General features: G+C 64.4%; 23 protein-coding genes, 1 tRNA gene and 2 pseudogenes. 16 read left to right on the forward strand and 10 right to left on the reverse strand.

Annotated features, from left to right (window positions below; all coding sequences use genetic code 11):
• The first annotated feature begins 27 nt into the window (after window positions 1-27).
• On the forward strand, window positions 28-1,296 hold the full coding sequence (locus N826_RS39745) for a hypothetical protein (RefSeq protein ID WP_052830900.1): 1,269 nt from the start codon (window positions 28-30) through the stop codon (window positions 1,294-1,296).
• Between the two features lie 260 nt (window positions 1,297-1,556).
• Window positions 1,557-1,709 (forward strand): annotated as a pseudogene (locus N826_RS45925) (hypothetical protein); the annotation flags it as partial.
• A gap of 331 nt (window positions 1,710-2,040) precedes the next feature.
• Here the strand turns inward: N826_RS45925 and N826_RS07260 are convergent.
• Window positions 2,041-2,130, reverse strand: a tRNA-Ser gene (locus tag N826_RS07260).
• 706 nt (window positions 2,131-2,836) lie between these two features.
• Here N826_RS07260 and nifA point away from each other — a divergent pair.
• The 7 genes from nifA to N826_RS07300 all read left to right on the forward strand — a co-directional run bounded on the left by nifA (window position 2,837) and on the right by N826_RS07300 (window position 12,348).
• A complete protein-coding gene (nifA, locus tag N826_RS07265; RefSeq protein WP_044427148.1) occupies window positions 2,837-4,717 on the forward strand; it encodes a nif-specific transcriptional activator NifA in 1,881 nt (626 codons plus the stop codon).
• Between the two features lie 279 nt (window positions 4,718-4,996).
• Window positions 4,997-6,733: a catalase gene (locus tag N826_RS07275; protein WP_044427154.1), complete on the forward strand. Its 1,737-nt coding sequence runs from the start codon at window positions 4,997-4,999 to the stop codon at window positions 6,731-6,733.
• A 119-nt stretch (window positions 6,734-6,852) separates the two neighbouring features.
• Entirely contained in the window at window positions 6,853-8,202 is a 1,350-nt protein-coding gene (locus N826_RS07280) for an ABC1 kinase family protein (RefSeq protein WP_044427157.1), read from the forward strand.
• A 156-nt stretch (window positions 8,203-8,358) separates the two neighbouring features.
• Window positions 8,359-9,012 (forward strand): hypothetical protein, encoded by a 654-nt coding sequence (locus tag N826_RS07285; protein WP_044427160.1) that lies wholly within the window; start codon window positions 8,359-8,361, stop codon window positions 9,010-9,012.
• Between the two features lie 305 nt (window positions 9,013-9,317).
• Window positions 9,318-10,484: a Re/Si-specific NAD(P)(+) transhydrogenase subunit alpha gene (locus N826_RS07290; protein ID WP_044427162.1), complete on the forward strand. Its 1,167-nt coding sequence runs from the start codon at window positions 9,318-9,320 to the stop codon at window positions 10,482-10,484.
• A 14-nt stretch (window positions 10,485-10,498) separates the two neighbouring features.
• Window positions 10,499-10,927, forward strand: a complete 429-nt coding sequence (locus tag N826_RS07295) for an NAD(P) transhydrogenase subunit alpha part 2 (protein WP_044427165.1) — start codon at window positions 10,499-10,501, stop codon at window positions 10,925-10,927.
• Between the two features lie 17 nt (window positions 10,928-10,944).
• Complete coding sequence (locus tag N826_RS07300; protein ID WP_044427167.1) at window positions 10,945-12,348, forward strand: NAD(P)(+) transhydrogenase (Re/Si-specific) subunit beta; 1,404 nt, start codon at window positions 10,945-10,947, stop codon at window positions 12,346-12,348.
• A gap of 224 nt (window positions 12,349-12,572) precedes the next feature.
• Here the strand turns inward: N826_RS07300 and rpsU are convergent, their stop codons facing one another.
• Window positions 12,573-12,776: a 30S ribosomal protein S21 gene (rpsU, locus tag N826_RS07305; protein WP_012974546.1), complete on the reverse strand. Its 204-nt coding sequence runs from the start codon at window positions 12,774-12,776 to the stop codon at window positions 12,573-12,575.
• Window positions 12,777-12,968: 192 nt separating this feature from the next.
• Here rpsU and def point away from each other — a divergent pair, with 192 nt between their 5' ends.
• Together def and N826_RS07315 are read left to right on the forward strand one after the other, a co-directional pair.
• Window positions 12,969-13,538, forward strand: a complete 570-nt coding sequence (gene def / locus N826_RS07310; protein WP_044427171.1) for a peptide deformylase — start codon at window positions 12,969-12,971, stop codon at window positions 13,536-13,538.
• A gap of 23 nt (window positions 13,539-13,561) precedes the next feature.
• Window positions 13,562-14,269 carry a COQ9 family protein gene (locus N826_RS07315; protein WP_244619455.1) on the forward strand — a complete coding sequence of 236 codons (708 nt, stop codon included), beginning with the start codon at window positions 13,562-13,564 and terminating at the stop codon, window positions 14,267-14,269.
• Between the two features lie 23 nt (window positions 14,270-14,292).
• Here the strand turns inward: N826_RS07315 and N826_RS07320 are convergent, their stop codons facing one another.
• The gene (locus N826_RS07320; RefSeq protein ID WP_044427177.1) at window positions 14,293-15,237 is read right to left on the reverse strand and encodes an NAD-dependent epimerase/dehydratase family protein; all 945 of its coding nucleotides are present in this window, start codon (window positions 15,235-15,237) and stop codon (window positions 14,293-14,295) included.
• Window positions 15,238-15,511: 274 nt separating this feature from the next.
• Between N826_RS07320 and N826_RS07325 the strand changes: the two genes are divergently transcribed.
• Window positions 15,512-15,814, forward strand: coding sequence for a hypothetical protein (locus N826_RS07325; RefSeq protein ID WP_044427179.1), 303 nt, complete (start codon window positions 15,512-15,514; stop codon window positions 15,812-15,814).
• A 30-nt stretch (window positions 15,815-15,844) separates the two neighbouring features.
• Here N826_RS07325 and N826_RS07330 read toward each other — a convergent pair whose 3' ends face one another.
• The 7 genes from N826_RS07330 to N826_RS07360 form a co-directional block, all read right to left on the reverse strand.
• Window positions 15,845-16,798 (reverse strand): 3-hydroxyacyl-CoA dehydrogenase, encoded by a 954-nt coding sequence (locus tag N826_RS07330; RefSeq protein WP_244619456.1) that lies wholly within the window; start codon window positions 16,796-16,798, stop codon window positions 15,845-15,847.
• 203 nt (window positions 16,799-17,001) lie between these two features.
• Window positions 17,002-17,955, reverse strand: coding sequence for a hydroxyacid dehydrogenase (locus tag N826_RS07335; protein ID WP_052830901.1), 954 nt, complete (start codon window positions 17,953-17,955; stop codon window positions 17,002-17,004).
• A gap of 102 nt (window positions 17,956-18,057) precedes the next feature.
• Window positions 18,058-18,546, reverse strand: coding sequence for a hypothetical protein (locus N826_RS07340; RefSeq protein ID WP_044427181.1), 489 nt, complete (start codon window positions 18,544-18,546; stop codon window positions 18,058-18,060).
• Between the two features lie 33 nt (window positions 18,547-18,579).
• On the reverse strand, window positions 18,580-19,422 hold the full coding sequence (locus N826_RS07345) for an anti-sigma factor family protein (protein ID WP_044427183.1): 843 nt from the start codon (window positions 19,420-19,422) through the stop codon (window positions 18,580-18,582).
• Window positions 19,419-19,958 carry a sigma-70 family RNA polymerase sigma factor gene (locus N826_RS07350; protein WP_044427186.1) on the reverse strand — a complete coding sequence of 180 codons (540 nt, stop codon included), beginning with the start codon at window positions 19,956-19,958 and terminating at the stop codon, window positions 19,419-19,421. The genes N826_RS07345 and N826_RS07350 overlap by 4 nt, the downstream gene beginning before the upstream one ends.
• An 11-nt stretch (window positions 19,959-19,969) precedes the next feature.
• Complete coding sequence (gene rpoH / locus N826_RS07355) at window positions 19,970-20,839, reverse strand: RNA polymerase sigma factor RpoH (RefSeq protein WP_044427188.1); 870 nt, start codon at window positions 20,837-20,839, stop codon at window positions 19,970-19,972.
• Between the two features lie 104 nt (window positions 20,840-20,943).
• A complete protein-coding gene (locus N826_RS07360; RefSeq protein WP_044427189.1) occupies window positions 20,944-21,468 on the reverse strand; it encodes a hypothetical protein in 525 nt (174 codons plus the stop codon).
• Between the two features lie 129 nt (window positions 21,469-21,597).
• Here N826_RS07360 and N826_RS41540 point away from each other — a divergent pair, with 129 nt between their 5' ends.
• The 4 genes and pseudogenes from N826_RS41540 (at window position 21,598) to lspA (ending at window position 25,886) form a co-directional block, all read left to right on the forward strand.
• Window positions 21,598-21,915, forward strand: coding sequence for a CopG family ribbon-helix-helix protein (locus N826_RS41540; protein ID WP_211099236.1), 318 nt, complete (start codon window positions 21,598-21,600; stop codon window positions 21,913-21,915).
• Window positions 21,916-22,060: 145 nt separating this feature from the next.
• Window positions 22,061-22,216, forward strand: a pseudogene (locus tag N826_RS45930) (type II toxin-antitoxin system RelE/ParE family toxin); the annotation flags it as partial.
• 263 nt (window positions 22,217-22,479) lie between these two features.
• Window positions 22,480-25,326 (forward strand): isoleucine--tRNA ligase, encoded by a 2,847-nt coding sequence (gene ileS / locus N826_RS07365; protein ID WP_044427191.1) that lies wholly within the window; start codon window positions 22,480-22,482, stop codon window positions 25,324-25,326.
• Entirely contained in the window at window positions 25,323-25,886 is a 564-nt protein-coding gene (lspA, locus tag N826_RS07370; RefSeq protein ID WP_244619457.1) for a signal peptidase II, read from the forward strand. The genes ileS and lspA overlap by 4 nt, the downstream gene beginning before the upstream one ends.
• The last annotated feature ends 25 nt before the right edge of the window (window positions 25,887-25,911 follow it).

Here is a 25,911-nt window from a genome sequence, read left to right on the forward strand (position 1 = left end):
GAATTGGCCCTTAGAAGGAGGCAGCCGATGGTTGGCACACTGGAGACTCTGAGTCAGAATTTGGTTGCCTCGTTGAATGCCACGCGCGTCAGCGAGGCTTTGACGACGGCCCACCCTGCGGCGAAGGCGGCGGCAACGACGGCAGCCACGGCAACCGCCGCGACGCTGCAACAAGCCGCGACGCCTGCCCCGACCACCCGCACGTCCGACCGCGCAGTCGATCGCGACCGGGAGCGCGACCGCGCCCGCTCCGCCGACCCCCGGCGCGGCCGCGACAACGACAACCGTGTCACCGTCCAGCTTTCCGCCGCCGCCACCCGCCTGACGCAGTCGGGCGACGCGCAGCCCGAGCCGGCTCCCGCCGCCGTCGAAATGCTGCGCAGCCTGCGCCGGGCGCGCGACGCGAAGCAGGAAGGGCCGATGGACGAGGCCATGAAGAAGGTGCGCGAAGATCTGGTCAAGGTCTTCCGCATGTTCGGCAAGTCCGAAAAGGAAGCGCTCGCAGCGGCTGAAGCGGTTACCGGCAAGGCGCGGGATGCCTCGACGCGGGGGCCGATGGGGACAAGGCCCTCGGCAGGCGGGGAGGCTTCGACCAACGTTTCCGTCGTCTTCCAGTCCGTGACGCTCCAGGTCAGCGGCGAGTCCGGCAAGGTCCAGGCTTCCATCGAAATCGTCCGGATGGAAGCCAGCGTGACGACCGGAGCCGCCCTGGCGGCCGGGTTGCCCGGCGGCAACCAGCCGGGCGGCGCGGGGCAGATACCCGGCCAAGCTCAGGCGCCGGGCGGCGGCGGCGCCATCCAGCAAGTCGATCCGCTGGTGTTCGACCTGGACGGCAACGGCGTCAACCTGTCCTCGGTGGAAAACGGCGTCTATTTCGACATGGACGCCGATGGCACCCGCGACAAAACCGCCTGGGTGTCGGGCGGCGACGCCTTGCTGGCGCTGGACCGCAACGGCAATGGCAGGATCGACGACGGCAGCGAGCTGTTCGGCGAGCAGAACGGCGCCCGCGACGGCTTCGCCGAGCTGGCCCGGTTCGACCAGGACGGCAGCGGCTCCATCGATGCCAAGGACAACATCTTCAACTCGCTTATCCTGCTGCACGCCGATGGCGGCATGTCCCGCCTGCGGGACGAAGGCATCACCGGCATCAAGCTCGACATCGCGATTGGGTTGAAGGCTCCGGCCGAACAGCAGCGGCTGGACGGCGGCGTCATCGCCTCGCAAAGCGAGTTCTCCCGCACCGACGGCAGCCGGGGCACCGTCGCCGACGTGCTGTTCGACGTGAAGGTCTGACGTCGGCGCCGTCTCGGAACGACCGACAGCGATGTCGTAGAGGCGGCTTCCAACTGCTTCTACGCCATCGTTAATCGGCAGAGATACCTACAGGACGCTAATTGCTCTTGCGTTTCAGTCAGCTTCATAGGATAAAAATCCGTAATCGATCCTAACGAAGCGAAGCCCCCGCCATGTCCCCAGCACCCGCAAAACCGCTTCCCGCTGCCCACTCGACCGCCGTCCGCCTGACGGACCGGCAGGAAGCGTTCTGCCAGGCGATGGCCTGCAACACCGGCGGGGCCGAAGCGTCCAGAAGGGCCGGCTACTCGCCCAACGGCGCGAAACAGCGCGGCGCATACTTGATGAACCAGCCGGAAATTCGCATCCGGGTCGATCAGCTCAGGGCAGAGCGCCAGGCCGACCATCAGGCGGCACTCGAAGAGGCGGCAGGGCAGGTTAGGGAGATCATCGCCGACGCGATGGAGAACAACCGCACTTCCCTCGCACTGCGTGCCATCGAGTTCGGCCTGAAACTGCGCGGCGTCATCCAGGACAAGCGGATCGCGCACCATTATCATCAGGACCGCGTCCATCCCGACGCCGACCTGGAAAACCTCGAACCCGATCCCGAAGAAGAACTCGACGCCATCGCCGCCCCACCGCCCGGCCCCGCGATAGTGACCCGGAATAATGACCTTTCCGGAACGCGCCGACTTCCGGCGAACATGCCGGCAACCATCGGGGAGGGAGTAGGGGAAGAAATGGCGGACGGGGTGGGATTCGAACCCACGGTGAGCTTGCACCCACGGCGGTTTTCAAGACCGCTGCCTTAAACCACTCGGCCACCCGTCCGTCGCGCGCTTCACTACCCCACTCGACGGCTTCGTTCAAGCCCTGCAACCGCACCCGGCGCACCGGCCATTGTACACGAGCACGCCCCCCGTAGGTCGGGCCTCTTCAGCCCGACATCTAACGTTCATGACCGGCTATTCTTCGGGGCCGCTGGTATCAGGCCGCCACAGGCGCAAAAAAAAGCCCCGCAGCGGATGTCGCGCGGGGCTGTAAGTCTTAAGGGAGGAAACGCAACCAATTGCGTTGGACCAACTGTAATGCTGGAACCGTTTCAAAAACGTTAACCATACTACACCAAGTGTCTTTTTTTGCCGTTCCGGCGAGTTATTTCCGCGTCAGTATCCCGGCCCCGGAGGCCGGCGCAATCTCGTAACCATCCGTCCGGCAAATCAATGTGGAACTCTCTATCGAAAGGAGTATATTAAACTTGCGGCAAATCCGCCCGATTGGGGCTGATCTCCGTCGGCTTTGGGGGGAGGTCGCAAGATGGTGCTTGCACGAGGCACGATTATTTTTGAAAATTCCTTACATACGCCAGAGACCCTAGCAAAGGGCAGGAGAGCAGCCCGGCCGGACCGCTCACGGGTTTCGGCTTCGGGTTTCCGCGTTACGGGAAAAGGTTCGAGACTGAGCAACGGCATGCTCGCCACCCCTGGTGGCGAGGCGTCGGACTGTCCCTTATTGGCTTGAGGAAAGGGTTCTTCACATGGCCGGAGCGACACGCCAGAATCAGTCGAGCGTTGAACTCTTCGCTATCTACGAAGTCAGCAAGATCCTTAGTTCCTCGCTGGATCTCCAGCAGACGCTAAGGGAAGTCCTGCGGCTGCTCTCCTACCATCTCCAGATGCAGCGCGGCCGGATCTGCCTGCTGACCGACGACAGCACGCTCAAGCTGATCGCCGGCCTCGGCATGTCGCAGGAGGAGATGGAGCGCGGCCAGTACCGGGCGGGGGAGGGGATCGTCGGGCGCATCGTCAAGACCGGCATGCCCGCCGTCGTCCCCAACCTTGCGGACGAGCCGCTGTTCCTCAACCGCACCGGCGGCAGGACCGATCTCGCCGAAGTAATCATCAGCCTCGTCGGCGTGCCGATCAAGGCGGCCGGCGAATGCATCGGCGTGCTGACCATCGACCGCATCAGCGACGACGGTTACGCCGGCAACTTCGACAGCGACGTCCGCCTGCTGACCATGGTGTCCAACCTGATCGGCCAGACCGTCCGGCTCCACCGCACCGTCGCGGAAGAGCGGCGCTTCATGATGCGGGAGAAGTTCCGCCTTCAGAAGGAAGTGTCCAAGGTGGATTATCAGGTCGACAACGTCGTGTGCAGCAGCAAGCGCATGCAGGAAGTCCTGGCCCAGGTCCACCGCGTGGCGCCCTTCCGCTCGACCGTGCTGATCCGGGGGGAGAGCGGCACCGGCAAGGAGCTGATCGCCCGCGCCATCCACATGCTCAGTTCCCGCAAGGAACAGCCCTTCATCCGGATCAACTGCGCGGCCCTGCCGGAAAGCCTGCTGGAGTCCGAGCTGTTCGGCCACGAGCGCGGCGCCTTCACCGGCGCCAACCGCGACCACAAGGGCCGGTTCGAACTGGCGACGGGGGGAACCTTGTTCCTGGACGAGATCGGCGATATCTCGCCGTCGTTCCAGGCCAAGCTGCTGCGCGTCTTGCAGGAGCAGGAGTTCGAGCGCGTCGGCGGCACCCGCACGATCAAGACGGACGTGCGGATCATCACCGCGACCAACGTCAACCTCGAGGAAGCCGTAGCGCAAGGCAAGTTCCGCGCCGACCTTTATTACCGCATCAACGTGGTGACGATCTTCCTGCCGCCGCTCCGTGAGCGCAGCGACGACATCCCGCTGCTGGCCGGCCATTTCGTGCAGAAGTTCAACCGGGAGAACGGGCTGAACGTCGCCCTTCACGACGACGCGCTGGATATCCTGAAGAAGTGTCCGTGGCCCGGCAACGTCCGGGAGCTTGAAAACTGCATCGAGCGTGCTGCGACCCTGTGCCGCGACGGGGTGATCTGGGACCTCGACCTGTCCTGCCAGATGAACCTGTGCTACTCGTCCACCTTGTGGCATCACCGCACCGTGACGCCGACCGCCGGTGCCAGCATGCCGGGACAGCCCGGCATTCCCGCGTCACAAGGCATGCCGGGGTTGCCGCAGGCGGCGCCCGCCAGGGCGGGCTGTAGCACCGGCGGCGTGCCGGGCTGTTCCGCCTCGTCCGGCGGAAGCTGCGCCGCCGCTCCCGTCGGCGGTCTGCCCGCCGCCGTCCCGTTCATGGCCCAGCCGGCCCAGCCCGCCCCGACGGCGGGCCGGTACTTGCCGCCGCCGTCGCCCGCTTCGGAAGGGCCGATTTCCGCCGACGCGCTGAACGATGCGGCGGTCGGCGAGTTGCTGGGCATGCGGATCGGCAACGGCGGTCCCGACGAGCCGGAGTTCACCACCCCGCGCGATCGCCTGCTCTGGGCGATGGAAAGGACCGGCTGGGTCCAGGCCAAGGCCGGCCGCCTGCTGGGCCTGACGACGCGACAGGTCAGCTATGCCCTTCGGAAATATAACATCGAAATAAAACGATTCTAAACAGGCCGCCTCTAGCGTGTGCTGGAAGGGCTCCCATATGGTTAATTCGGCCAAGCGCTTCGCCCACGGGCAAAGCGTCTTGCCGGAGCCAATCAGCTTGGGGGACACCATGACCCGGCTCAAGATTTCTCCCATCGATGCCGTTCGCAGATGCCTGCCGCAAGGGCAAGGATGTCACGCCGGACGCGCCGCCGCTGACTGGCTCTCCTTCCGCGTAGACCCCTGAAAACCCCATGAAAAGGCGGATCAATCCGCTTGATCACACATTGGGAGAGAACGATGGACAAGAGCCCCAACCAGCCCGGTGCTGCCGGCAACCAGTCCTCGGGAGCTTCGGACAAGGTCCTGACCAACCGGCAGGGACATCCGATCAGCAACAACCAATCCCAGCGCACCGTCGGCAGCCGTGGCCCGGCTACCCTGGAAAACTATCAGTTCCTCGAAAAGATCAGCCACTTCGACCGCGAGCGCATCCCCGAGCGGGTCGTGCATGCGCGCGGTTTCGTCTGCTACGGCGAACTTGAAGTCACCGGCAAGATCGGCGACGAACCCGCTTCCAAGTACACCCGCGCCAAGCTGTTCCAGCAAGCCGGCAAGAAGACGCCGCTGGCGATCCGCTTCTCGACCGTCATCGGCGGCCGCGACAGTTCCGAAACGGCGCGCGACCCGCGCGGCTTCGCGGTCAAGTTCTACACCGAAGACGGCAACTGGGACCTCGTCGGCAACAACCTCTCGGTCTTCTTCATCCGGGACGCCATCAAGTTCCCCGACGTCATCCATTCCTTGAAGCCCGATCCGGTCACGTTCCGCCAGGAACCGAACCGCATCTTCGACTTCATGAGCCAGACGCCCGAATCCATGCATATGCTGACGCATCTGTTCAGCCCGCGCGGGATCCCGGCCAACTACCGGCACATGGAAGGCTTCGGCGTCAACACCTACAAGATGGTCAACGCGCAGGGCGACACCGTCCTCGTCAAGTATCACTTCCACCCGCGCCTGGGCGTCGCCAGCCTGACGGCGGAGGAAGCGGCCAAGGTGCAGGGCCAGGAACTCGGTTCCGCGACCAAGGACCTGTTCGAGGCGATCGAGCGCGGCGACTATCCCCAGTGGGACATGTATGTCCAGGTCATGGAAGACCACGACCATCCCGAACTGGACTGGGACCCGCTGGACGACACCAAGATCTGGCCGGAAAAGGACTTCCCGCTGCGCCACGTCGGCACCATGACGCTGAACCGCAACGTCGAGGACTTCTTCAACGAGAACGAACAGATCGCCATGGGCACCGGCGTCCTGGTCGACGGCCTCGACTTCTCGGACGACAAGATGCTGGTCGGCAGGACCTTCTCCTACTCCGACACCCAGCGCTACCGCGTCGGAACCAACTACCTGCAACTGCCTGTGAACCAGCCGAAGAACGCCCGCGTCGCGACCAACCAGTCGGGTGGCCAGGCATCCTACTACCGCGATCTGGCGCCGGGACAGAACCCGCACGTCAACTTCGAGCCGTCCATCCATAACGGCCTCGTGGAATCCTCACTGGACCAGTCGAGCAACGCGCCGGAAATCCACGGACGCCTGACCCGCAGCGTGATCGAGCGGCGCAACGACTACGTCCAGGCGCGCGGCCGCTACAACACCATGATGGACTGGGAACGCGACGACCTCGTCCTCAACATGGGCACCCTGCTGGGCCAGTGCGAACGCGACGTCCAGGAACGCATGATCTGGCACTTCCTGCTCATCCACGACGACTACGGCACCCGCGTCGGCCAGATCATCGGCGTCTCCGCCGACGACGTTCGCAACTTGGCCCCGCTGCCGAAACAGGTCCTGACCGACGAAGACAAGCGCCGGCTCCAGAACCTCGGCAACAACGGCGACAGGATCGACCCCACCGTCTGGGGCCAGTGGACCAGCTCCGTCAAGAACCGGAAGGCCACCGCCGAAGAAGTCCTCGGCGGCATGAAGAACAGCCAGTCCGGCATGCGGCACGACCAAGCCGCCGACTGACGGACCTGCCGCCGGCCCTTCCGAACTTCGGAAGGGCCGGCATTCCTTCGCGCATCGACCAGCCCCGAAACGCTCCGGCCGCACTGGTTATTCGGCGCTTTCGGCACCATTTCCCATCCATGGCAAATGGCACTGAACAGAACTCGTTCGGCGGGCGGATCGCGCGCTACGCACGGGTTTCCACGGCGATGGGCGGGCTGGCGGCGCGGCTCGCCGGACAACGCTATCTCGGTCTCAAACTCGAACGCGGCGAACACGCGAAGGAACTGCGGGACGCGCTCGGCGGGCTGAAAGGTCCGCTGATGAAGGTGGCGCAGATCCTGTCCAGCATTCCCGACGCCCTGCCGCAGGAATACGTCCAGGAGCTCTCCCAGCTTCAGGCCGATGCGCCCAGCATGGGCTGGCCCTTCGTCAAGCGCCGGATGGCAGCGGAACTGGGTCCCAACTGGCAGAAGCGCTTCGCCAGCTTCGAGCGCGAAGCCGCTTCGGCGGCCTCGTTGGGCCAAGTCCACAAGGCGGTCGGCCATGACGGGCGGCAGCTTGCCTGCAAGCTCCAGTACCCGGACATGATGTCCGCCGTGGAAGCCGATTTGGGTCAGCTCAACTTGATCTTCTCGATCTACGAGCGCTACGACCGCACGATCTCGACCAAGCAGATCCACGCCGAGATCTCGGCTCGCCTGCGCGAAGAGCTGGATTATGCGCTGGAGGCCAAGCACACCGCCCTGTACCGGGATATCCTGAGCCCCATCGGCGGCGTCCAGGTGCCGGAGGTCGTCCCGGATCTTTCGACCAAGCGGCTGCTGACGATGACGTGGCTGGAGGGCCGCAAGATCCTGGACTATGTCGGCGACCATCCGGAACACCGCAACGAGCTTGCGCTGAACATGTTCCGGGCGTGGTACACGCCGTTCTATACCTGCGGCACGATCCACGGCGATCCGCATCTGGGCAACTATACCGTCCGTCCCGATGCATCGATCAACCTGCTGGATTTCGGCTGCATCCGAATCTTCAAGCCCAGCTTCGTCAAGGGCGTGATCGACCTTTACCACGCGCTTCAGACCGACGACCGCGATCTGGCGGCGGAAGCCTATCGGGTCTGGGGCTTCAACAAGATCAACAACGAGCTGATCGACATCCTCAACGTCTGGGCGCGCTTCGTCTATGCCCCGATCATGGACGACCGCACCCGCAGGATCGACGAGACCAACAGCGCCATGTATGGCCGCGAAGCCGCAGAGAAGGTCCACCGCTCGCTCCACGAGGTCGGCGGGCTTGAGATCCCGCGTGAATTCGTCTTCATGGACCGTGCGGCGATCGGTCTCGGTTCGGTCTTCCTGCACCTGAAGGCGGAGGTCAACTGGTACCAGCTCTTCCACGATCTCGTCCGCGATTTCGATGTCGATGCCCTGGAAAAGCGCCAGACCGAACTGTTGAACCGAAACGGGGTGCCGCTGCCGGTCTGATGCTCGCGGTATTGGACCGGCTCCTATCACAAACGTGTGATCGGTGTCGGTCTTTCGTGAGATTTCTCGGAACCATCCACCGAAAACCGTTGTTGAGAGGGTCAAAGGTTGCCGAATGGCGATCGTATCGCCCCCAAAGACGAGGAATTTCCAGAGATGAATAAGCTGTTTTATGGCGCCGCGGTGTTGGCTCTCGCTATTGGTGTCTCCGGACCGTCGCTCGCACAGGATTCGGGCCTTACCACAGGGCAGACCGACGGCGTGACCAGCGGCCGCGCCTCGATGGGTTCCCAGATGCCGGGCGTAGCACCGGGCGCCACCGGCGCCACCACCGGCCAGCCGATGCGGGGCACCCAGGCTCCCGTCGTGACCCCCGATGGCGCGATGGAAACCGGCCAGACCGACGGCGTAACCAGCGGTCGTGCGGCTCTTGGCCGTGGTGGTGTAGGCGCTGGTGATCCGACGTACCCGACCGGCACCACCAACCTTCAGGTTCCGGCGTCCTGCGGTCCGACCGATGTCGCGGCCGTACGGTCAGATGCCAAGACGATCTCGAACGATCTGATCCGCGAGCGCCTGGAGGTTCAGTTCCAGACCGCCGAGAACCAGTTCCGTGATGGCAATCCGGCCCGGTGCGCGCAGATCCTCGCCGATGCGCGCAACTCGATCGTGAAGGCCGGCGGCACCGTCAACGACATCAGCGCCGCGGCCGGTGGCGGCGTGGTTCCCCCTGCGGGCGCCAGCCAGACCGGCAACGAAGGCGTTGCGGGCGGCGGCCCGGCCGAAGGGATGATGCCTGCTCGCCGCTAAGGCGTTGCTTCAAGCAAGATAAGACGATACGCGGCGCTTCGGTTCCGCGATACTGGCAGCCGGCCCCTTGTGGGCCGGCTGCTTTCGTTTGCGCACATGCGCAAGCCGCACGGCTGATGCCCGCGTCTTCGACCTTTGTCCACTGGGCAAGCGCCCGCAAGAAAGGTTTAGTGTTGAAGCTTGAACGGGCAAGGTTAGTGGGTAGAACGCTTCACAAACTTTCCTGAATGCGGCATTTTGCCAACGCATAAACCGTACGCCATACTTTCGGCACAATAAAATCAGCGGCAAGGGAACCAGCCAGGATGAAAGTCGCGATACCCAAGGAGCGGCGTGCCAACGAGCGCCGCGTTGCGGCATCCCCCGATACCATCAAGAAGTATAAGCAGCTTGGGCTGGACGTCGTTGTCGAAACCGGCGCCGGTAAGGAAGCCTCGATCCCCGATCAGGCCTTCGCCGATGCCGGAGCGACCATAGCGCCGGACGAGGCCACGGCCCTGTCCGACGCCGATATCGTTCTCAAGGTGCAACGACCCTTGACGGAGGCCGAGGGAGGCCCCGACGAACTGGCGCTGATGAAGCCGGGCGCCATGCTGGTCGCCATTCTTCAGCCCTATCAGCAGCGCGACCAGCTCCAGGCCTATGCCGACGCCAAGGTCAACGCCTTCGCGATGGAACTGATGCCCCGCATCACCCGCGCGCAGTCGATGGACGTGCTGTCCAGCCAAGCCAACCTTGCCGGCTATCGTGCCGTCGTCGACGCGGCGTCGGAATTCGGCCGCGCCTTCCCGATGATGATGACCGCCGCCGGCACCGTGCCGCCGGCCCGCGTCATGATCATGGGCGTCGGAGTCGCCGGCCTTCAGGCCATCGCGACGGCACGGCGCCTGGGGGGCGTCGTGTCCGCGACCGACGTGCGTCCGGCCACCAAGGAGCAGGTGCAGTCGCTGGGCGCCACCTTCGTCGCGGTCGAGGACGACGAGTTCAAGGAGGCCCAGACCGCTGGCGGCTACGCCAAGGAGATGAGCCCCGCCTACCAGGAAAAGCAGCGGACGCTGATCGCCGAGACGATCAAGAAGCAGGACATCATCGTCACCACGGCGCTGATTCCCGGCCGCAAGGCCCCGATCCTGGTGACCGAGGCGATGGTCCGCTCGATGAAGCCGGGCTCCGTGCTGGTCGATCTGGCGGTGGAGCAGGGCGGCAACGTCGAGGGCTCCAAGCCGGGTGAGATCGTCGATATCGACGGCGTCAAGATCGTCGGCCACCTCAACGTGCCGAGCCGCAACGCCATCGACGCGTCGATGCTGTACTCGAAGAACCTGCTGAACTTCCTGACGCCCCTGATCGACAAGGAAAAAGGCCTGACGATCAACTGGGACGACGAGATCATCAAAGGTACCGCCCTGACCCGCGACGGCGCCCTGGTGCATCCGAATTTCGCCGCCGAACCCGTCGCGGCCAAGAGCTGAGGGGAACACAGCCAATGACAAGCCAGGAATTGGCCCAGCAGGTCGCCAACCTGCAAGCGGCCTTGCGGTCGCTCAACGCCGAGGCCGATCGTCTCGCCATGGAAACGGCCAACTTCGCGACGGGAGCAGCCGACGCGGCGCCCGCCGCCGGCCATAGCTTCTTCATCACCGGCCTGACGGTCTTCGCGCTGGCCTGCTTCGTCGGTTACTACGTGGTCTGGCGGGTCACGCCGGCGCTGCACTCGCCGCTGATGAGCGTCACCAACGCGGTGTCGTCGGTCATCATCGTCGGAGCGCTGATCGCGACCGGCAGCACCGCCGGCTTCACCTTCTCCACGGCGCTGGGCTTCCTCGCCGTCATCCTCGCTTCGGTCAATATCTTCGGCGGGTTCATCGTCACGCAGCGCATGCTGGCGATGTACAAGAAGAAGCAGAAGAAATAAGGGAGCCCTGAACCAACATGGTCGCTTTCGCTCCATTGGCGTATCTCGTCGCCGGCATCTGCTTCATCATGGCACTGCGCGGTCTTTCCAGCCCCGAAACGTCCCGGCAGGGTAACAACTTCGGCATCGTGGGCATGGTGATCGCCATTGTCACCACGCTGATGCTGCCGGGCCTGATTTCCGGGCTCTCCCTTACCCTGATCATCGTCGGCATCGCCATCGGCGGTACCATCGGCGCTGTCACCGCGCGCAAGATCGAGATGACGGCCCTGCCGCAGCTCGTCGCCGCGTTCCACTCCCTGGTCGGTCTGGCGGCAGTGTTCGTCGCCATCGCCGCGTTCTACGCGCCGGAGGCCTACGACATCGGCACCCGCGGCAACGTCCGGGTCGGCAGCCTGATCGAAATGGCCCTTGGCGTCGCCATCGGCGCCATCACCTTCACCGGCTCGCTGGTCGCCTTCGCCAAGCTTCAGGGGCTCGTCACTGGCAAACCGCTCGTGTTCAACATGCAGCACATGCTGAACGCCGGCCTCGGCGTCCTGCTGGTGCTGGCCATCGTCTGGCTCTGCGTCAGCAACAGCACCGTGGCGCTCTGGATCATCGTTCTGCTGGCGCTGGCGCTGGGCTTCCTGCTGATCCTCCCGATCGGCGGCGCCGACATGCCGGTGGTGGTGTCGATGCTGAACAGCTACTCCGGCTGGGCCGCCGCCGGCATCGGCTTCACGCTGGAGAACAACCTGCTGATCATCACCGGCGCACTGGTCGGATCTTCAGGTGCCATCCTGTCCTACATCATGTGCAAGGGCATGAACCGCTCGATCTTCAACGTGATCCTGGGCGGCTTCGGCGGCGACTCGGCTGCGGCAGCCGCCGGCGGACATGCTGGCGACCGCGCGGTCAAGGCCGGTTCGGCGGAAGATGCAGCCTTCATCATGAAGAACGCCTCGTCCGTGATCATCGTCCCCGGCTACGGCATGGCGGTGGCGCAGGCGCAGCACGCCCTTCGCGAGATGGGCGACGTCCTGAAGAAGGAAGGCGTCGATGTCCGCTACGCCATCCACCCCGTAGCAGGGCGCATGCCCGGCCACATGAACGTGCTGCTGGCGGAAGCAAACGTGCCGTACGACGAGGTGTTCGAACTGGAGGAGATCAACCGCGACTTCGGTCAGGCGGATGTCGCCTTCGTGATCGGCGCCAACGACGTGACCAACCCCGCCGCCAAGACCGACCCGGCCTCGCCGATCTACGGCATGCCGATCCTGGACGTCGAGAAGGCGAAGACGGTGCTGTTCATCAAGCGCTCGATGGCGGCCGGCTATGCCGGCGTCGAGAACGAGCTGTTCTTCCGTCCCAATACGATGATGCTGTTCGGCGACGCCAAGAAAGTCACCGAGGAAGTGCTGAAGTCACTGGATAGCTAGCGGCTGACGCTTAGCTGAAAGGGCGGCGCGGTCATCAGACCGCGCCGCCCTTTCTTTTTGCCCGCGTGACATCAATGAAAGGATTGTTGGGCCGTGGCCCAACAATCCTTCGCATTCATCCAATTCCCCACGCACAAAAACCGCCTCCGGAGTGCTCCGGGGCGGTTCCATGCGGCCTTAACCTGTTATCCGCGGTCTTTAGACGGGCGCGGACTGAAGGTCGATCAGTAGCCTTCACGCTCCATGCGCTTGCGCAGCAGCTTGCGAGTGCGGCGAACGGCTTCCGCCTTCTCACGCGCGCGCTTCTCCGACGGCTTCTCGTAGTTCCGTCGCAGCTTCATTTCACGGAAAATACCCTCGCGCTGCATCTTCTTTTTCAGCGCGCGGAGGGCCTGATCGACATTGTTGTCACGAACCAGCACTTGCACGGTTTGGTGTCTCTCCAACAGTTTAAGTCATCACGCACGATGCGCAAAAGGCACCCGTCCGACCGAGGTCGCGGGTTCTAGCATGCCGGGGAACCCTTTCTCAAGGGCTAATCGGATAGCTAAAGGCGGTTGCTCACCATATCGCGATGACACGGCTTTGCATGGACCCCCTTATACACCCATACTGGCCCCATGGCTATTCTGAAGATTGCCCGCATGGGCCACCCTGTCCTGCGCCGGGTCGCGGACCCGGTAGCGGACCCTACGGACCCTGAAATACAGCGGCTGGTCCTGGACATGGCCGAAACGCTGGAGGACGCGGCCGGTGCCGGGTTGGCCGCTCCCCAGGTCCACATGTCCAGCCGGATCATCCTTTTCATCGTGCCGGCGGCCCGGGCCACCCACGAGAACGAGGAGGACAGGCCGCGTGGCCTCCAGGTCCTGATCAACCCGGAAATCGAGCCGGTCGGCGACGAAACCGTTCCTGGCTGGGAAGGATGCCTGTCGATCCCGGGCATACGCGGCATCGTGCCGCGCCATGTCCATATCCGTTACCGAGGCCTGGACCTCCACGGCAATCCGGTGGAGCGGGAAGCCAGGGGCTTCCACGCGCGCGTGGTTCAGCACGAGATGGACCATCTCGACGGAATCCTCTATCTGGACCGGATGCCGGACCTCAGCCTGCTGACTTTCAACGAGGAAGTCCGATATTTCCCGGACGACCTGTCCGAACTGGCTTTTCGGCGCGGTGATGCCAAGTAGATTGATCTGATGGGGCCAAAAGAATGAACGGGGCTGGAATGGACATCGACGACACCCACACCGACACGCACGAGGGCGACATCTACAGGATCCGGGACGAGATCCTGGAGGCGACCCTCCCCAACGTCATCTTCGACGGCTGGAGCACCCAGTCGCTCCGCGACGGCGCATCAATGGCCGGTTATGACAGCGACGCGGTGTTCCGCGCCTTCCCCGGCGGCATTCCCGAACTGGTGGACCACTTCAGCTCCTGGGCCGACCGCCGGATGCTGGAGGAACTGGAAAAGCACGACCTGGACGCCATGAAGGTGCGCGAGCGCATTACGCTCGCGGTTCGTGCCCGGCTGGAGGTGCTGGAACCGCACGAGGACGCCGTCCGCCGTGCGCTCACGTTCCTGGCGCTGCCGAACCATACGGCGCAGGGCGCCCGCATGGTCTATCGCACGGTCGACGCCATGTGGTACGCGGCGGGCGATACCGCTACCGACTTCAACTACTACACCAAGCGGGGGCTGCTGGCCGCCGTGCTGACGTCCACGACGCTCTACTGGCTGAACGACCACTCGGAGGACAAGCGCGACACCTGGGCCTTCCTGGACCGCCGGATCGCCGACGTAATGAGGGTAGGGCGGACGACGGGCCGGTTGTCCGGCCTTGGCAATCTCGTCGCCCATTTCCCGTCGCCCTTCCGGTTCGGCCGGCAGATCCGCCGCCGCGCCTCCGGCTACTGAACCTCAGGCTTTTCCGACGGTGATCACTCAGCGGCCAAGTCGCGGGTGATCGCCGTCAGCGTCTCGCGCAGACCCTCGGCGACCGGCGTCTCCGCCGTGAAACCGAATGCCTGCGCCGCCTTGGCAGGATTGCCGAGCGAGGTCCGGATGTCTCCGATCCGTGCCGGTCCATGGGCGATCCTCGGCTTGACGCCGCCCAGTTCCGAGATGATCCGCGCCAGTTCCAGCACCGTCGTCGGACGGCCGGTGCAGACGTTGAAGATCCTGCTGCCCTCGGCCTTGCCGTCCATGGCCGCGACCAGGTGGCGGACGACATCGGCGACATAGACGAAGTCGCGGACCTGTCCGCCGTCGCCGTTCACCGTAATCTCCCGTTTTTCCGCGACCTTGTCGGCGAAGATCGCGATGACGCCGGAATAGGGCGATTTCGGGTCCTGGCGCGGTCCATAGACATTGAAGAATCGGAAACCGGTCGACGGGACTTTGTGGACCTGCCAAGCGACCCGGCCGTGCAACTCGCAGCCCAGCTTGTCTGCTCCATAGGCCGACAACGGAGCCGTCGCGGCGCTCTCGTCCAGCGGCATGTTCGGGTTGTCGCCATAGACCGCGGCCGATGACGCGTACACCACCGGCACCGGTCCCTGTTGGTTGCAGGTACGCGCGGCGTCGAAGACCGCGATCGTCCCTGTCAGGTTGACCCGGTGCGTGCCCAGCCAGTCCTCGTTGCCGCGCTGGACCGATGCGACCGCCGCCAGATGGAAGCAGCCGTCCACCCCGGACATTGCACGCGCTACGGTTTCCGCGTCGGCGACGTCGCCGACCACCACCTCGACCTCTTCGGGCAGGTTGGAGCGCCGTCCCGTGGACAGGTCGTCGAGCACCCGGACCTTGTCGCCACGCGCCAGCAGCGTGTCGGTCAGATGGGACCCGATAAAGCCGCAACCACCGGTTACCAGCCAGAAAGCCATGAGATTCCCCAGAATACGCTGAACACCATCGAAACGGGTTGCGTACTCCCCCCGTTGCCGCCAGTCGCGGGGGCAAAGGAGGGCATCCGGGTGAGGGGTCACATATGCGTCATGATCTTTGCCGCGACACGTTTGCGGGAACACGAAGCCGCATCCTATGACAGCAGCCAAATGCCGGCTGACGGGTTATAACGGGCCACAGGCTCCGGAATTCGCAGCCCGCCCGTTCGCCGCCGACCATTCGCCGCCGACTATTATTCGCCGAGGAGAGACCATGATCGACCGAGCCAAGCCCGAAGAGACCAGGATCACCGCGACCCTGCCCACGGCCACCGTCGAGATGGTCATGCGCGAACATCAGGATTCCGGATCGGAAGTGCTGACTATCAGCATCCGCGCGACACCGTCGTTCCAGGCGATGTCCCAGGCCTTCCGTCCGGAAGCCCTGATGATGGCCAATCCATTCGCCCTCTGGATGCGGATGGCGACGCTGGCATGGCAGCCCTGGCTTCAACTGACGGCGGCCGGGCAGCAGGCTCTGCAAGAACTGCCGAAGCCGGACGGGTCCGTCCGCTGACCCCCCTGGTTCACCCGGCTGCTGAAGCCTCTATTCCGTGATGGTCTTGTTGGCCTGCGACTTGTGCGCGGCCAGCGCCATCAGGCGGCGGTCGCGCCACGCCTGACGTGCCTGGAGCCGGTCTTCCGACAGCATCATGCGGCGCTGGCGCTCGATCCGGGTCGCCACCGCCTCGTCCCATTCGCGCGGCTGTGCCTGGCTCTGCCCCATCTCGTAGTACATCGGCCCGTAGCGCTGGATGTAATCGACCACGCCGCCCGGCGCATTCAGGTCGATCGTTTCGAACGGTCCCATGAAGGACCAGCGCAGGCCAAGGCCCTCACGGATGGTCTTGTCGACGTCCTCCACGCTGACGATGCCGTCCTGCACCAGCTTGAACGCCTCGTTCAGCAAGGCCCCTTGAAGCCGGTTCAGCACGAAGCCCGGGATTTCCCGCGTGGTCCGGATCGGCTCCTGTCCAAGCGCCGTCATCAGCGCCTGGGTGCGCAGCACGACCTCTTCGTCGGTCCAGGGCGCCGGAATCAGTTCCACCAGCGGAATGAGATAGGGGGGATTGACCGGGTGGGCGACCAGGCAGCGCGCCCGGCCCGGCAGGTGTTCGGTGAAGGTGGAGGCCGGCAGGCCGGACGACGAGCTGGCGATGGCCGCTTCCTGGTCGGCCAGCCGGTCGAGTTCGGTGAACAACTCGCGCTTCAGGTCTACCTGTTCCAGCACGCATTCCTGGACGTGGCTGGCATTGCCGACGGCGTCGGCAAGGTTCGACGTGGGTTCGATGCGTTCCAGCAGCCGGTCCGGCTCGACGTTGATAAGTCCGAACCCGAACAGGTCGCGGAGGTTTCCCTCGATCACCTGCATCGCCAAGGGCAAAGCTTCGGGATTGCTGTCGTACAACGCCACGCGGCGATTGGCCCTGGCGCAGACTATCGCCCAGCCCCGACCTACCAATCCAGCGCCGATGACGGCAATCTTGTCCACCATGGCCATGGGGTGTCTCCACTTTCTTCAATATCGTGCGGTGTCTCCGGGTCTTCGTTCCGGCGCCGGTCGGGAACGGGACGATGGCCTGGATGCAGGAACCTAAGCGGTCGATCCAATCGAATCGAGTCCGAAACGACATTTATCCGATATATTTCGTTTCTGGTTTCAAACGAAATTTCAGATAAATATTCAAAATTTGTTCCCTCGGGTCATACCACTCGGTGCCTCGGCGTCCCGCCGCAGAGGACCGCCACCACGCCGGCCACGGCGTCCATTCCCATGCGTTCCATCGATTCGGCTGTTGCGGCCCCGACATGCGGAGTGGCGACGAAGTTGCTCAGGCTCAGCAGGGGATGGTCCTTCGCCGGCGGTTCCTCCACGAAGACATCGCTGGCCGCACCCGCGATTGAACCGCCTTCCAGCGCCGCATGGAGTGCCGTCTCGTCCACGATCCCGCCCCGCGACAGGTTCAGCAGGATCGCTTCCCGCCGCATCAGCCCCAGTCTGCGTCCATCGATCAGGTCGGCGGTATCGGGAGAGAGCGGGATGTGCAGCGTCAGCACATCCACCTGCGCCAGCATGGCGTCGAGGCTGGTATGGCGCTCGGCGCCGACTTCATTGAAGGCCGAGTCCGGAGCGAAGGGGTCGAAGGCCAGCAGCGGCGCTCCGAAAGCGTTCTTGAAGAGCATCGCGGTCCGGCGCCCGACGCTGCCCATGCCGACCACGCCGACGGTCCGTCCGGACAGTTCGAAGCCTTGCGGCGGCGTGCCGTTCAGGCCGCCCTCGCGCAGTACGCGGTCCAGTTGGCTTATCCGCCGGGCGACCGACAGCGCCAAGCCGACCGCAAGTTCGGCGACCGCGTTGGCGTTGGCGCCCGGCGTGCTGATCACCGCGATCCCCTGCGCCCGCGCCGCGTCCAGGTCGATGTTGTCGACGCCGACGCCGTGCTTGCCGACGACCTTGAGCCTGACGGCAGCCTTCAGCAGGTCGGCCGTGACCTTGGACGTGCGGACGATGATGCCGTCGGCGTCCTCGGGCCATCGGTCTCTCCGCGGGTCGCCCGGTTCGACCACGTCGCAACTTTGCCGCAGCGTCGCGACGGCGCTGGGCGCAATCTGTTCAAGGACATAGACGAGGGGACGCTCCACCATTTCAGGCCACATACCAAGTTATTCCCACACCCAGCTCTCCGCTGCGTGGCCGGGATGGTAAATGCCGCACCGGCTCCCTGCCAGTGCTAATCATTACGAATGCATCCGATAGCGCTACTCCGCGACCTCGCGCGGTTCTTCGACGACCCGGAACATCCGGCCGCCCCCTTCATGCCGGTACCTTATGCCGGTCAGCTTTCCCTCCAGGCATTTCAGGTCGATGCGCTCAGGCAGAACCCTGTCACGGCCGAACGTCAGCGGCAGATGGACCATGTCGCCGGACCGCATGACCTCGGCATCGTCGGACTCGTCGTTTCCGGAAGACAGGCTGGTATGGAAGTGCAGCCGGATAGCACCTCCCGCTCCCGGAAGGTCGATCGGGCCGAAGCTGATCGGTACGGCCGACGTGCCGTGCTCCAGGGCTTGCAGCGGGATTTCGACCCGCGCTTCGCCGTTGCCCCGGCATGCAGCCAAGGTTATGGGAACCGTTCGGGGTGCGGTCATCTGGAGCGAGACGAAGTACGCCGCGGTCCCGGCCGCCACTCCCAGTCCCATAAGGCAGGCCGCAACCGCGGTTCGCCGCTTCCCGGCGTTCATCGGCATGCCCCCACCGGCTTCCGAACCGCCATGCGCGGTTCAGTAATGTCTGTCGATAATCTGGCCGGTTCCGGTCTGGCTGCTTCCGGCCTGGCTCGCAGCTTGTCCGGTAGTCTGCACCAGCTGGCTGACGATCGCGGCAAGCTGGGTCTCGCTCGTATCGGCGACGATGACGTAGCTGCGCTCGCCGTTGCTCCAGTAGCCGACGCGGACCCCGCCGACCTCCGCCATGTGCAGACCGTCCGCCTGTCCGTCGTCGCGAGGCACCAGGCAGATCGTCAGCCGGTGACCTTCGCGGTCCTCATAGATAAGCCCGGCCAGCGGGTGCTGCATGTCGCCCATCACCCGTCCGCCGACCAGTTTCAGGCCTAGGGGCGTCAGTTCGGGCACATCCACCTGCTCGCCGAGCCGGGCCGACATCCAGCGTGCGAGATCCGCGCTGCCTTCCTGGCCGGGATTGACGACCGGCGGCATCGGTCCCTCGGCGAACACTAGATGCGCGCCCGTAGCTTCCACCACATAGGTCGGCAGCGGCCCCGGGACGAAGCGGTGGACAAGCTCGTTGGTGGTCCAGCCGGCGGCCACCAGCGCCACGATGGCGGCGGCCTGCCGCAGCCAGACGAGGGGGCGCCGCTTAGTCAGCGTCCGCTGAAGGCGGGCTCCCAGTTCCTCCGCGAGCTCCTCGGTCCGCTCCGGGTCCGCTTCCCCGGCGCCTTCGGAGACGCCGATGGCCGTCAGAAGCTTTTGTTCGGCATAGTCGTGAAGTCGCTGCCGTGCCTCCGGGTCGGTTTCCAGCCATGCCAGGACGACGGCTTCCTGCTCGGCGGTTAGCTGCCCATCAAGGAAGGCGTGAAGGTCGTTCTCGTCGATTTCGATCGTCATTCTGACCTCCCGACCAGACGCAGCCTGGGCCGTCTGGCCTGATTGAGCATGGAGCGCAAGGCGGCTCGCCCCCGGCCAAGGCGGGACATGAACGTACCGATCGGTACTCCCAGCCGCTTGGCAGCCTCGTCATACTTCAACTCTTCGGTCGCGATCAGCGTCACGGCGCGGCGCTGATCTTCGGGCAACTGGGACAGTGCCGCCATGACCTCCCGCACTTCCATATGCTGGTGCTGCGCCGGCTCGGTCGCCTGCATCGCCGTCGCATCGGCATCCGCCTTGACGGCGGTCTCCAGCTTGCGCCGCCGCAGGCCGCTTACATGGACGTTGTGCAGGATGCGGAACAGCCACACCCGCAGGTCGGCGTCAGGCCGGAAGGTGTCGGCGCCCGCTATCGCCCGCGACAGGCATTCCTGCACCAGATCCTCCGCCTCGTCGGTGTTGCGGGTCAGTGCGATCGCATAGCGGCGAAGGCTGGCGATGTGGGTCGCCATCTCCTGCTTCAGCTTTCCGTGCGGGTTGTTCCCGTTGGGCATCGATTTCCGTTTCAGGCCGGTACCAGTGAAGGGACGCGCCGGCCGCCGGTCATCAGGCGCTGAAGCTTCTCGATGGCGCGCGCCTCGATCTGCCTGACCCGCTCGCGGCTGATGCCGAACTGACGCGACAGGTCCTCCAGCGTCAGCGGTTCCTCGGAGAGGCGCCGTGCGGCGAGGATCGAGCGTTCACGTTCCTGCAACTGCTGCATCGCCCTCTTCAGTTGAAGCCTCCTGCGTTCCAGTTCCTGGCGCTGGGCCAGCATCTCTTCCTGACTTTCCGATGGATCGACCAGCCAGTCCTGCGCCTGTCCGTCCTCCATCCCCGGAAGCGGCAGGTTCAGCGACTGGTCGGGACCGGCAAGCCGTCCGTTCATCCCGGCGACATCCGCCACCGGCACCTTCATGTGCTGGGCCAGCCTCAGGGCTTCCTCCGGGCTCAGGTCGCCTTCCTGCAACAGGTTCATGTTGCTCTTGGCGCGGCGAAGGCCGAAGAACAGCTTCTTCTCGGCTCCGGTGGTGCCCATCCGCACCATCGACCACGAACGCAGGATATATTCCTGCATGGCCGCCCGGATCCACCACAAAGCGTATGTGGTGAAGCGATATCCGCGGTCCGGGTCGAACCCGTTCAGCGCCTGGACCATCCCCATGTTGCCTTCGGCGATCATGTCGGACATCGGCAGCCCATAGCCGGCATAGCCGCGCGCCACCTTGGCGACCAAGCGCAGATGACTGCCGATCAGGCGTTCCGCTGCATCCGGGTCGCGCCGGTCGCGCCATGCGCGGGCCAGATCGGCTTCTTCGTCGGCGCCCAGCATCGGGTATTCGCGAATCCGGGAGAGATAGCGGGCAAGGTCCGAACGGCTAGGCGATGACTCCATGAAAATGCTCCCGTATTCCCTGTCTGGTGTTTTGTCTGCTGATTTGAACGATGCGCTTTGATCCCGATTACGAACGGCTCAGCGCTTTAATCCCGGCTTTTTCATCATTTCGCGGCCAAGTGCGGATCACTGCTCATGTCCTCGGCCATCAGGGTGCGAACGACGGGGAAGTCTTTGCTGATGCCGTCCTGGCTGACGTACTGGACCTTCGCCACGACATCGTTCCGGCAATGCAGCAGGATGCGCTGCGGCGGATCGGCCGGATCGCCGGTATTGACCGGCAGGTGCAGCACGTCGCCGACCCTGGTGATGGATGATCCGCTGCCGTCGGCATCGCCGCTGAAGCGCAGCCTGACCACGTCGGCGCTCCCCTGGTGCCGGAACGGTCCGAGCCAGACCGGCACATGCATGCCGTCGCCCGGCCCGCCGGTCATCGTCAGCAGCGTGCCGGGCAGGCTGAAGCTGACCGTCTCGCGCGGCAGTCCGCAGGCGACCTGAAGGATCTCGACCGGCTCCGGAGCCGACCGTCCCAGCGTAAAGCCGGCAAGCGCCGGCAAGGCGATGGCCGCCGCCACCGCAACCGCGACGACCCGCCGATCCTTCCATCCTTTCCGCTTTTCCTGCCGCACCGCTTGGCACTCCGTCCGCGATTCACTTAGGTTTCGCGGCAATTACGCGGGGTGCGGCGGTTTAATCCCGGCGGGAAAATGAAATTTGTTTGCGGGAAATAACCAGCAGATGGCTCGCTGAAGGCCGAGTTGAAGAAATACGCGGCCGCCCATATCATCTACCCAGAATATGCCCCTGATGTTTGGACTCGAAGTCGGATGCCAGAGACGAATTTCACGTTCCGCGTTGAAGACGACTTAAAGGACCGCTTTGTCGGTGCTGCTCAGACAAACGACCTTTCAGCGTCCATGCTGTTGCGGGAGTTCATGCAAAATTACGTTGAAAAAACAGAACATGATGCATGGTTTCGACAGGAAGTTGAGCAAGGTCTTGTTGAAGCTGCATCACCGGAAGTTAAGCTTATTTCCCACGAAGACGTTGTCGCCCGAGTACGGGCAAGCTTTTGAAATTTCAGGCTTATATCTTGCACATCGCGTGGTTGCCCGCTGCTGAGCGAAACCTCCATTCAATCAGTAATTTCGTCCGAAAGGACAATCCGCGTGCCGCGCGTAATCTGGTCGAAAAGATCGTGTACGCCGCCAAAGCCTTGGTGAAAATCCAATGCAGGGTCGGGTTGGGCGCGTTGTGGGGACCAGAGAGCTTGTTATCTCAGGTAAGCCCTACATTGTCCCCTACGTCATGGGTCAAACTACAATTATTGTGATCAGAGTTATCCAGGGAGCGCAACGCTGGCCGTCCACGTTTTGAAGCTCGAGCTTTGCCTTGACCCGCCTCCCGCGCCTGCTAAACTTCCGCCATCATGATCGGCTTCTTCACCGCCACCCGCCTCCGTCCCGCGCGAATTAGCTGCCCGGTCCTCCGCTGAGGGCCGGGAAATAGCTGTTTGCCGCCGCTGCCCTGTCGGCGCGGCTGGACGTGGGAGGCTTTGCGATGCTATCGCTCTCCCCAGATTTCACCCGACGAGCTGCCGGTGACCGCACCGACAGCCTGACGGCTGCCTGGACCCGATCATGACCCGCGACTATAAATCGACCGTATTCCTTCCCCGCACCGATTTCCCCATGCGCGCCGGCCTGCCCGCGAAGGAGCCGGAGCTGCTGCGGCGCTGGGCGGAGATGGGCCTGCACGACCGCCTGCGGGAAGTCTCCGCCGGCCGGCCCAAGTTCATCCTCCACGACGGCCCGCCCTACGCCAACGGCAACATCCATGTCGGGCACGCGGTCAACAAGATCCTGAAGGACGTGGTCAGCCGCTCGCAGCAGATGCTGGGCAAGGACTCGGTCTATGTGCCGGGCTGGGACTGCCACGGCCTGCCGATCGAATGGAAGATCGAGGAAAAGTACCGCGCCGCCGGCAAGGACAAGGATCAGGTCGAGATCCTTCAGTTCCGCGCCGAGTGCCGCCAGTTCGCGCAGGAATGGGTCGATATCCAGAGCGAGGAGTTCCAGCGGCTGGGCGTGCTGGGCGACTGGTCCAACCCTTACAAGACCATGACCTTCCCGGCCGAGGCGACCATCGTCCGCGAGATCCACAAGTTCGTGCTCAACGGCGGCCTCTATAAGGGCGCTAAGCCGGTCATGTGGTCGGTGGTCGAAAAGACGGCGCTGGCGGAAGCGGAGGTCGAATACCACGACCATACCTCCACCACCGTCTGGGTGAAGTTCCCAATCTCGGCCCCGGCCGTGCCGGAGCTTGAGGACGCCTCGGTCGTCATCTGGACCACGACGCCCTGGACGCTGCCCGGCAACCGCGCCATCGGCTATGGTCCCGATCTGGAATACGGCGTCTTCAAGGTGCTGGAAGTGGCCGAGGGCAGCGCCGCCAAGATCGGCGAGCGGCTGGTCGTGGGCACGGCGCTGGCCGAAGACCTCAAGAAGACGGCAGGCATCGCCGAGTGGCGGCAGGTCTACACGCTGCCGGGCGCCCGCCTTGCCGATACCCAGACCAGCCATCCGCTGCACGGCCAGGGCTACGACTTCTCGGTCCCGCTGCTGCCGGGCGACTTCGTCACGGCGGATGCCGGCACCGGCTTCGTCCACATCGCCCCCGGCCATGGCGAGGACGACTTCAATCTTGGCCGCAAGCACGGCATCCAGGTGCCGCAGACGGTCGCCGACGACGGGACCTATTACGACCACGTGCCGCTGTTCGCCGGCAAGCGTGTCTATACCCAGGCCGGCAAGACGGGCGACGCCAACGGCGCCGTGATCTCCGCGATCGCCCATGCCGGCGGGCTGCTGGCCAAGGGCAAGCTGGTCCACAGCTATCCGCATTCCTGGCGTTCCAAGGCCCCGCTGATCTTCCGCACCACGCCGCAGTGGTTCATCTCGATGGAGACGAACGAACTGCGTCAGGTGGCATTGAAGGCGATCGAAAACACCCGCTGGGTGCCGCCGCAGGGCCGCAACCGCATCTCCTCGATGATCGAGAACCGGCCGGACTGGTGCATCAGCCGCCAGCGCGCCTGGGGCGTGCCGATCGCCTTGTTCGTCGACAAGAAGACCGGCGAGCCGCTGAAGGACAAGACGGTGCTGGATCGCATCGCCGACACCTTCCACACCGAAGGCTCGGACGCGTGGTTCGCCCGCGACGCCCAGTTCTTCTTAGGCAACAGCTACTCGGCCGCCGACTACGACCAGGTCTTCGACATCGTCGACGTCTGGTTCGAGTCCGGCTGCACCCACAGCTTCGTGCTGGAAGCGCGTCCCGACCTGCAATGGCCGGCGTCGCTCTACCTGGAAGGCTCGGACCAGCATCGCGGCTGGTTCCATTCCTCCCTGCTGGAAAGCTGCGGCACGCGGGGCAGGGCGCCCTACGACGCGGTACTGACCCACGGCTTCGTGCTCGACGAGCAGGGCCGCAAGATGTCGAAGTCGCTGAAGAACGTCACCGCCCCGCAGGAGGTCGTGGACAAATACGGCGCCGATATCCTCCGTCTTTGGGTCGTGGGTTCCGACTATTCCGAAGACCTGCGCATCGGGCCGGAGATCCTGAAGTCCCAGGCAGACCTCTACCGCCGCCTGCGCAACACGCTGCGCTACCTGCTGGGCGCTCTCGCCGACTTCTCGGACGACGAGAAGATCGACGTCGCCGAGATGCCGGAACTGGAGCGCTGGGTCCTGCACCGCCTGACCGAGCTTGACGGCGTCGTCCGCAAGGGCATCGACGACTACGACTTCCACACCCTGTTCACGTCGCTCCACAACTTCTGCGCCGTGGACCTGTCGGCCTTCTACTTCGACGTCCGCAAGGACAGCCTGTACTGCGACCGCCCCGATTCGGTGACCCGCCGGTCGGTCCGGACCGTGCTGGACCACCTGTTCTCCTGCCTGACCGCGTGGCTGGCTCCCGTGCTGTGCTTCACGACGGAAGAAGCATGGCTCAGCCGCTACGGTACAGACGGCCCGGTCCCGAGCGTCCATCTGCGTACCTTCGTCGACATCCCGGCTGAATGGGCATCGCCGGAACTCGCCGCCAAGTGGGACGTCGTCCGCGACGTCCGCCGCGTCGTCACCGGCGCCCTGGAACTGGAGCGCTCGGCCAAGCGGATCGGCTCGTCTCTCCAGGCGTCGCCGGTCGTCACCGTCACGCCGGAAGTCCACGCGATCCTGGCCGGCGTCGATCTGGCCGAGGTCTCGATCACGTCGGACATCCGCGTGCTGGAAGGCCCCGTGCCGGAAGGCGCCTTCACGATCGAGGACGTCGCCGGAGTCGGCGTGATGCCGGCCCTTGCAGAGGGCGAGAAGTGCGAGCGCTGCTGGAGGGTCCTGCCCGACGTCGGCAAGGACCCCGAACACCCGACCGTCTGCGGCCGCTGCGCCGATGCCGTCGACCACATCGCAGAGGCAGCCGAATGAGCGGCGGAACCAAGGTCGGTCGAAGCCGCGACGAGGCCGGTGCGGTGGATCGGCCACGCTCGATGATCCGTCTCGGCCTTATCATCGCCTTGATCGTGATGATCCTGGATCAGGCGTCGAAGTGGTGGATGCTCGAGGGCGTCGGGATGCTCGCCAACCCCCGCGTCATCGAAGTCACTTCCTACTTCAATCTGGTCATGGCATGGAACAGGGGTGTAAGTTTCAGCCTGTTCTGGCATGAGGCGGAATATATGCCATACGTGCTCTCTGCGGTTGCGCTGGGCATCGTGGCATTCCTGCTTTCATGGCTGCGCAAGGCGGACCGCCCCTTTCTGGCCGTGTCGATCGGCATGGTGATCGGCGGCGCGCTGGGCAATGTGGTCGATCGGCTCCGGTTCGGCGCCGTGACGGATTTCCTGGACTTCCATGTCCTGGGATACCACTGGCCGGCGTTCAACGTCGCCGATACCGGGATTTCGGTCGGCGTCGCCCTGATCGTGATCGACAGCCTGTTCGGTAGTCAGGATGCGGATGGGGAAAAGGGCGGAACGAAGGATTAAGCAAGGGACCGGGACGTGCGGAACC

The sequence above is a fragment of the Skermanella aerolata KACC 11604 genome, from assembly GCF_000936425.1.
Classification (GTDB): Bacteria; Pseudomonadota; Alphaproteobacteria; order Azospirillales; family Azospirillaceae; genus Skermanella; species Skermanella aerolata.

Excerpts from the sequence above, each read along its gene's own strand:
- N826_RS39745 (WP_052830900.1), top strand. The coding sequence starts at position 28 with ATGGTTGGCACACTGGAGACTCTGAGTCAGAATTTGGTTGCCTCGTTG.
- nifA (WP_044427148.1), top strand. The coding sequence starts at position 2,837 with ATGGCCGGAGCGACACGCCAGAATCAGTCGAGCGTTGAACTCTTCGCT.
- N826_RS07275 (WP_044427154.1), top strand. The coding sequence starts at position 4,997 with ATGGACAAGAGCCCCAACCAGCCCGGTGCTGCCGGCAACCAGTCCTCG.
- N826_RS07280 (WP_044427157.1), top strand. The coding sequence starts at position 6,853 with ATGGCAAATGGCACTGAACAGAACTCGTTCGGCGGGCGGATCGCGCGC.
- N826_RS07285 (WP_044427160.1), top strand. The coding sequence starts at position 8,359 with ATGAATAAGCTGTTTTATGGCGCCGCGGTGTTGGCTCTCGCTATTGGT.
- N826_RS07290 (WP_044427162.1), top strand. The coding sequence starts at position 9,318 with ATGAAAGTCGCGATACCCAAGGAGCGGCGTGCCAACGAGCGCCGCGTT.
- N826_RS07295 (WP_044427165.1), top strand. The coding sequence starts at position 10,499 with ATGACAAGCCAGGAATTGGCCCAGCAGGTCGCCAACCTGCAAGCGGCC.
- N826_RS07300 (WP_044427167.1), top strand. The coding sequence starts at position 10,945 with ATGGTCGCTTTCGCTCCATTGGCGTATCTCGTCGCCGGCATCTGCTTC.
- def (WP_044427171.1), top strand. The coding sequence starts at position 12,969 with ATGGCTATTCTGAAGATTGCCCGCATGGGCCACCCTGTCCTGCGCCGG.
- N826_RS07315 (WP_244619455.1), top strand. The coding sequence starts at position 13,562 with ATGAACGGGGCTGGAATGGACATCGACGACACCCACACCGACACGCAC.
- N826_RS07320 (WP_044427177.1), bottom strand. The coding sequence starts at position 15,237 with ATGGCTTTCTGGCTGGTAACCGGTGGTTGCGGCTTTATCGGGTCCCAT.
- N826_RS07325 (WP_044427179.1), top strand. The coding sequence starts at position 15,512 with ATGATCGACCGAGCCAAGCCCGAAGAGACCAGGATCACCGCGACCCTG.
- N826_RS07330 (WP_244619456.1), bottom strand. The coding sequence starts at position 16,798 with ATGGCCATGGTGGACAAGATTGCCGTCATCGGCGCTGGATTGGTAGGT.
- N826_RS07335 (WP_052830901.1), bottom strand. The coding sequence starts at position 17,955 with ATGTGGCCTGAAATGGTGGAGCGTCCCCTCGTCTATGTCCTTGAACAG.
- N826_RS07340 (WP_044427181.1), bottom strand. The coding sequence starts at position 18,546 with ATGCCGATGAACGCCGGGAAGCGGCGAACCGCGGTTGCGGCCTGCCTT.
- N826_RS07345 (WP_044427183.1), bottom strand. The coding sequence starts at position 19,422 with ATGACGATCGAAATCGACGAGAACGACCTTCACGCCTTCCTTGATGGG.
- N826_RS07350 (WP_044427186.1), bottom strand. The coding sequence starts at position 19,958 with ATGCCCAACGGGAACAACCCGCACGGAAAGCTGAAGCAGGAGATGGCG.
- rpoH (WP_044427188.1), bottom strand. The coding sequence starts at position 20,839 with ATGGAGTCATCGCCTAGCCGTTCGGACCTTGCCCGCTATCTCTCCCGG.
- ileS (WP_044427191.1), top strand. The coding sequence starts at position 22,480 with ATGACCCGCGACTATAAATCGACCGTATTCCTTCCCCGCACCGATTTC.
- lspA (WP_244619457.1), top strand. The coding sequence starts at position 25,323 with ATGAGCGGCGGAACCAAGGTCGGTCGAAGCCGCGACGAGGCCGGTGCG.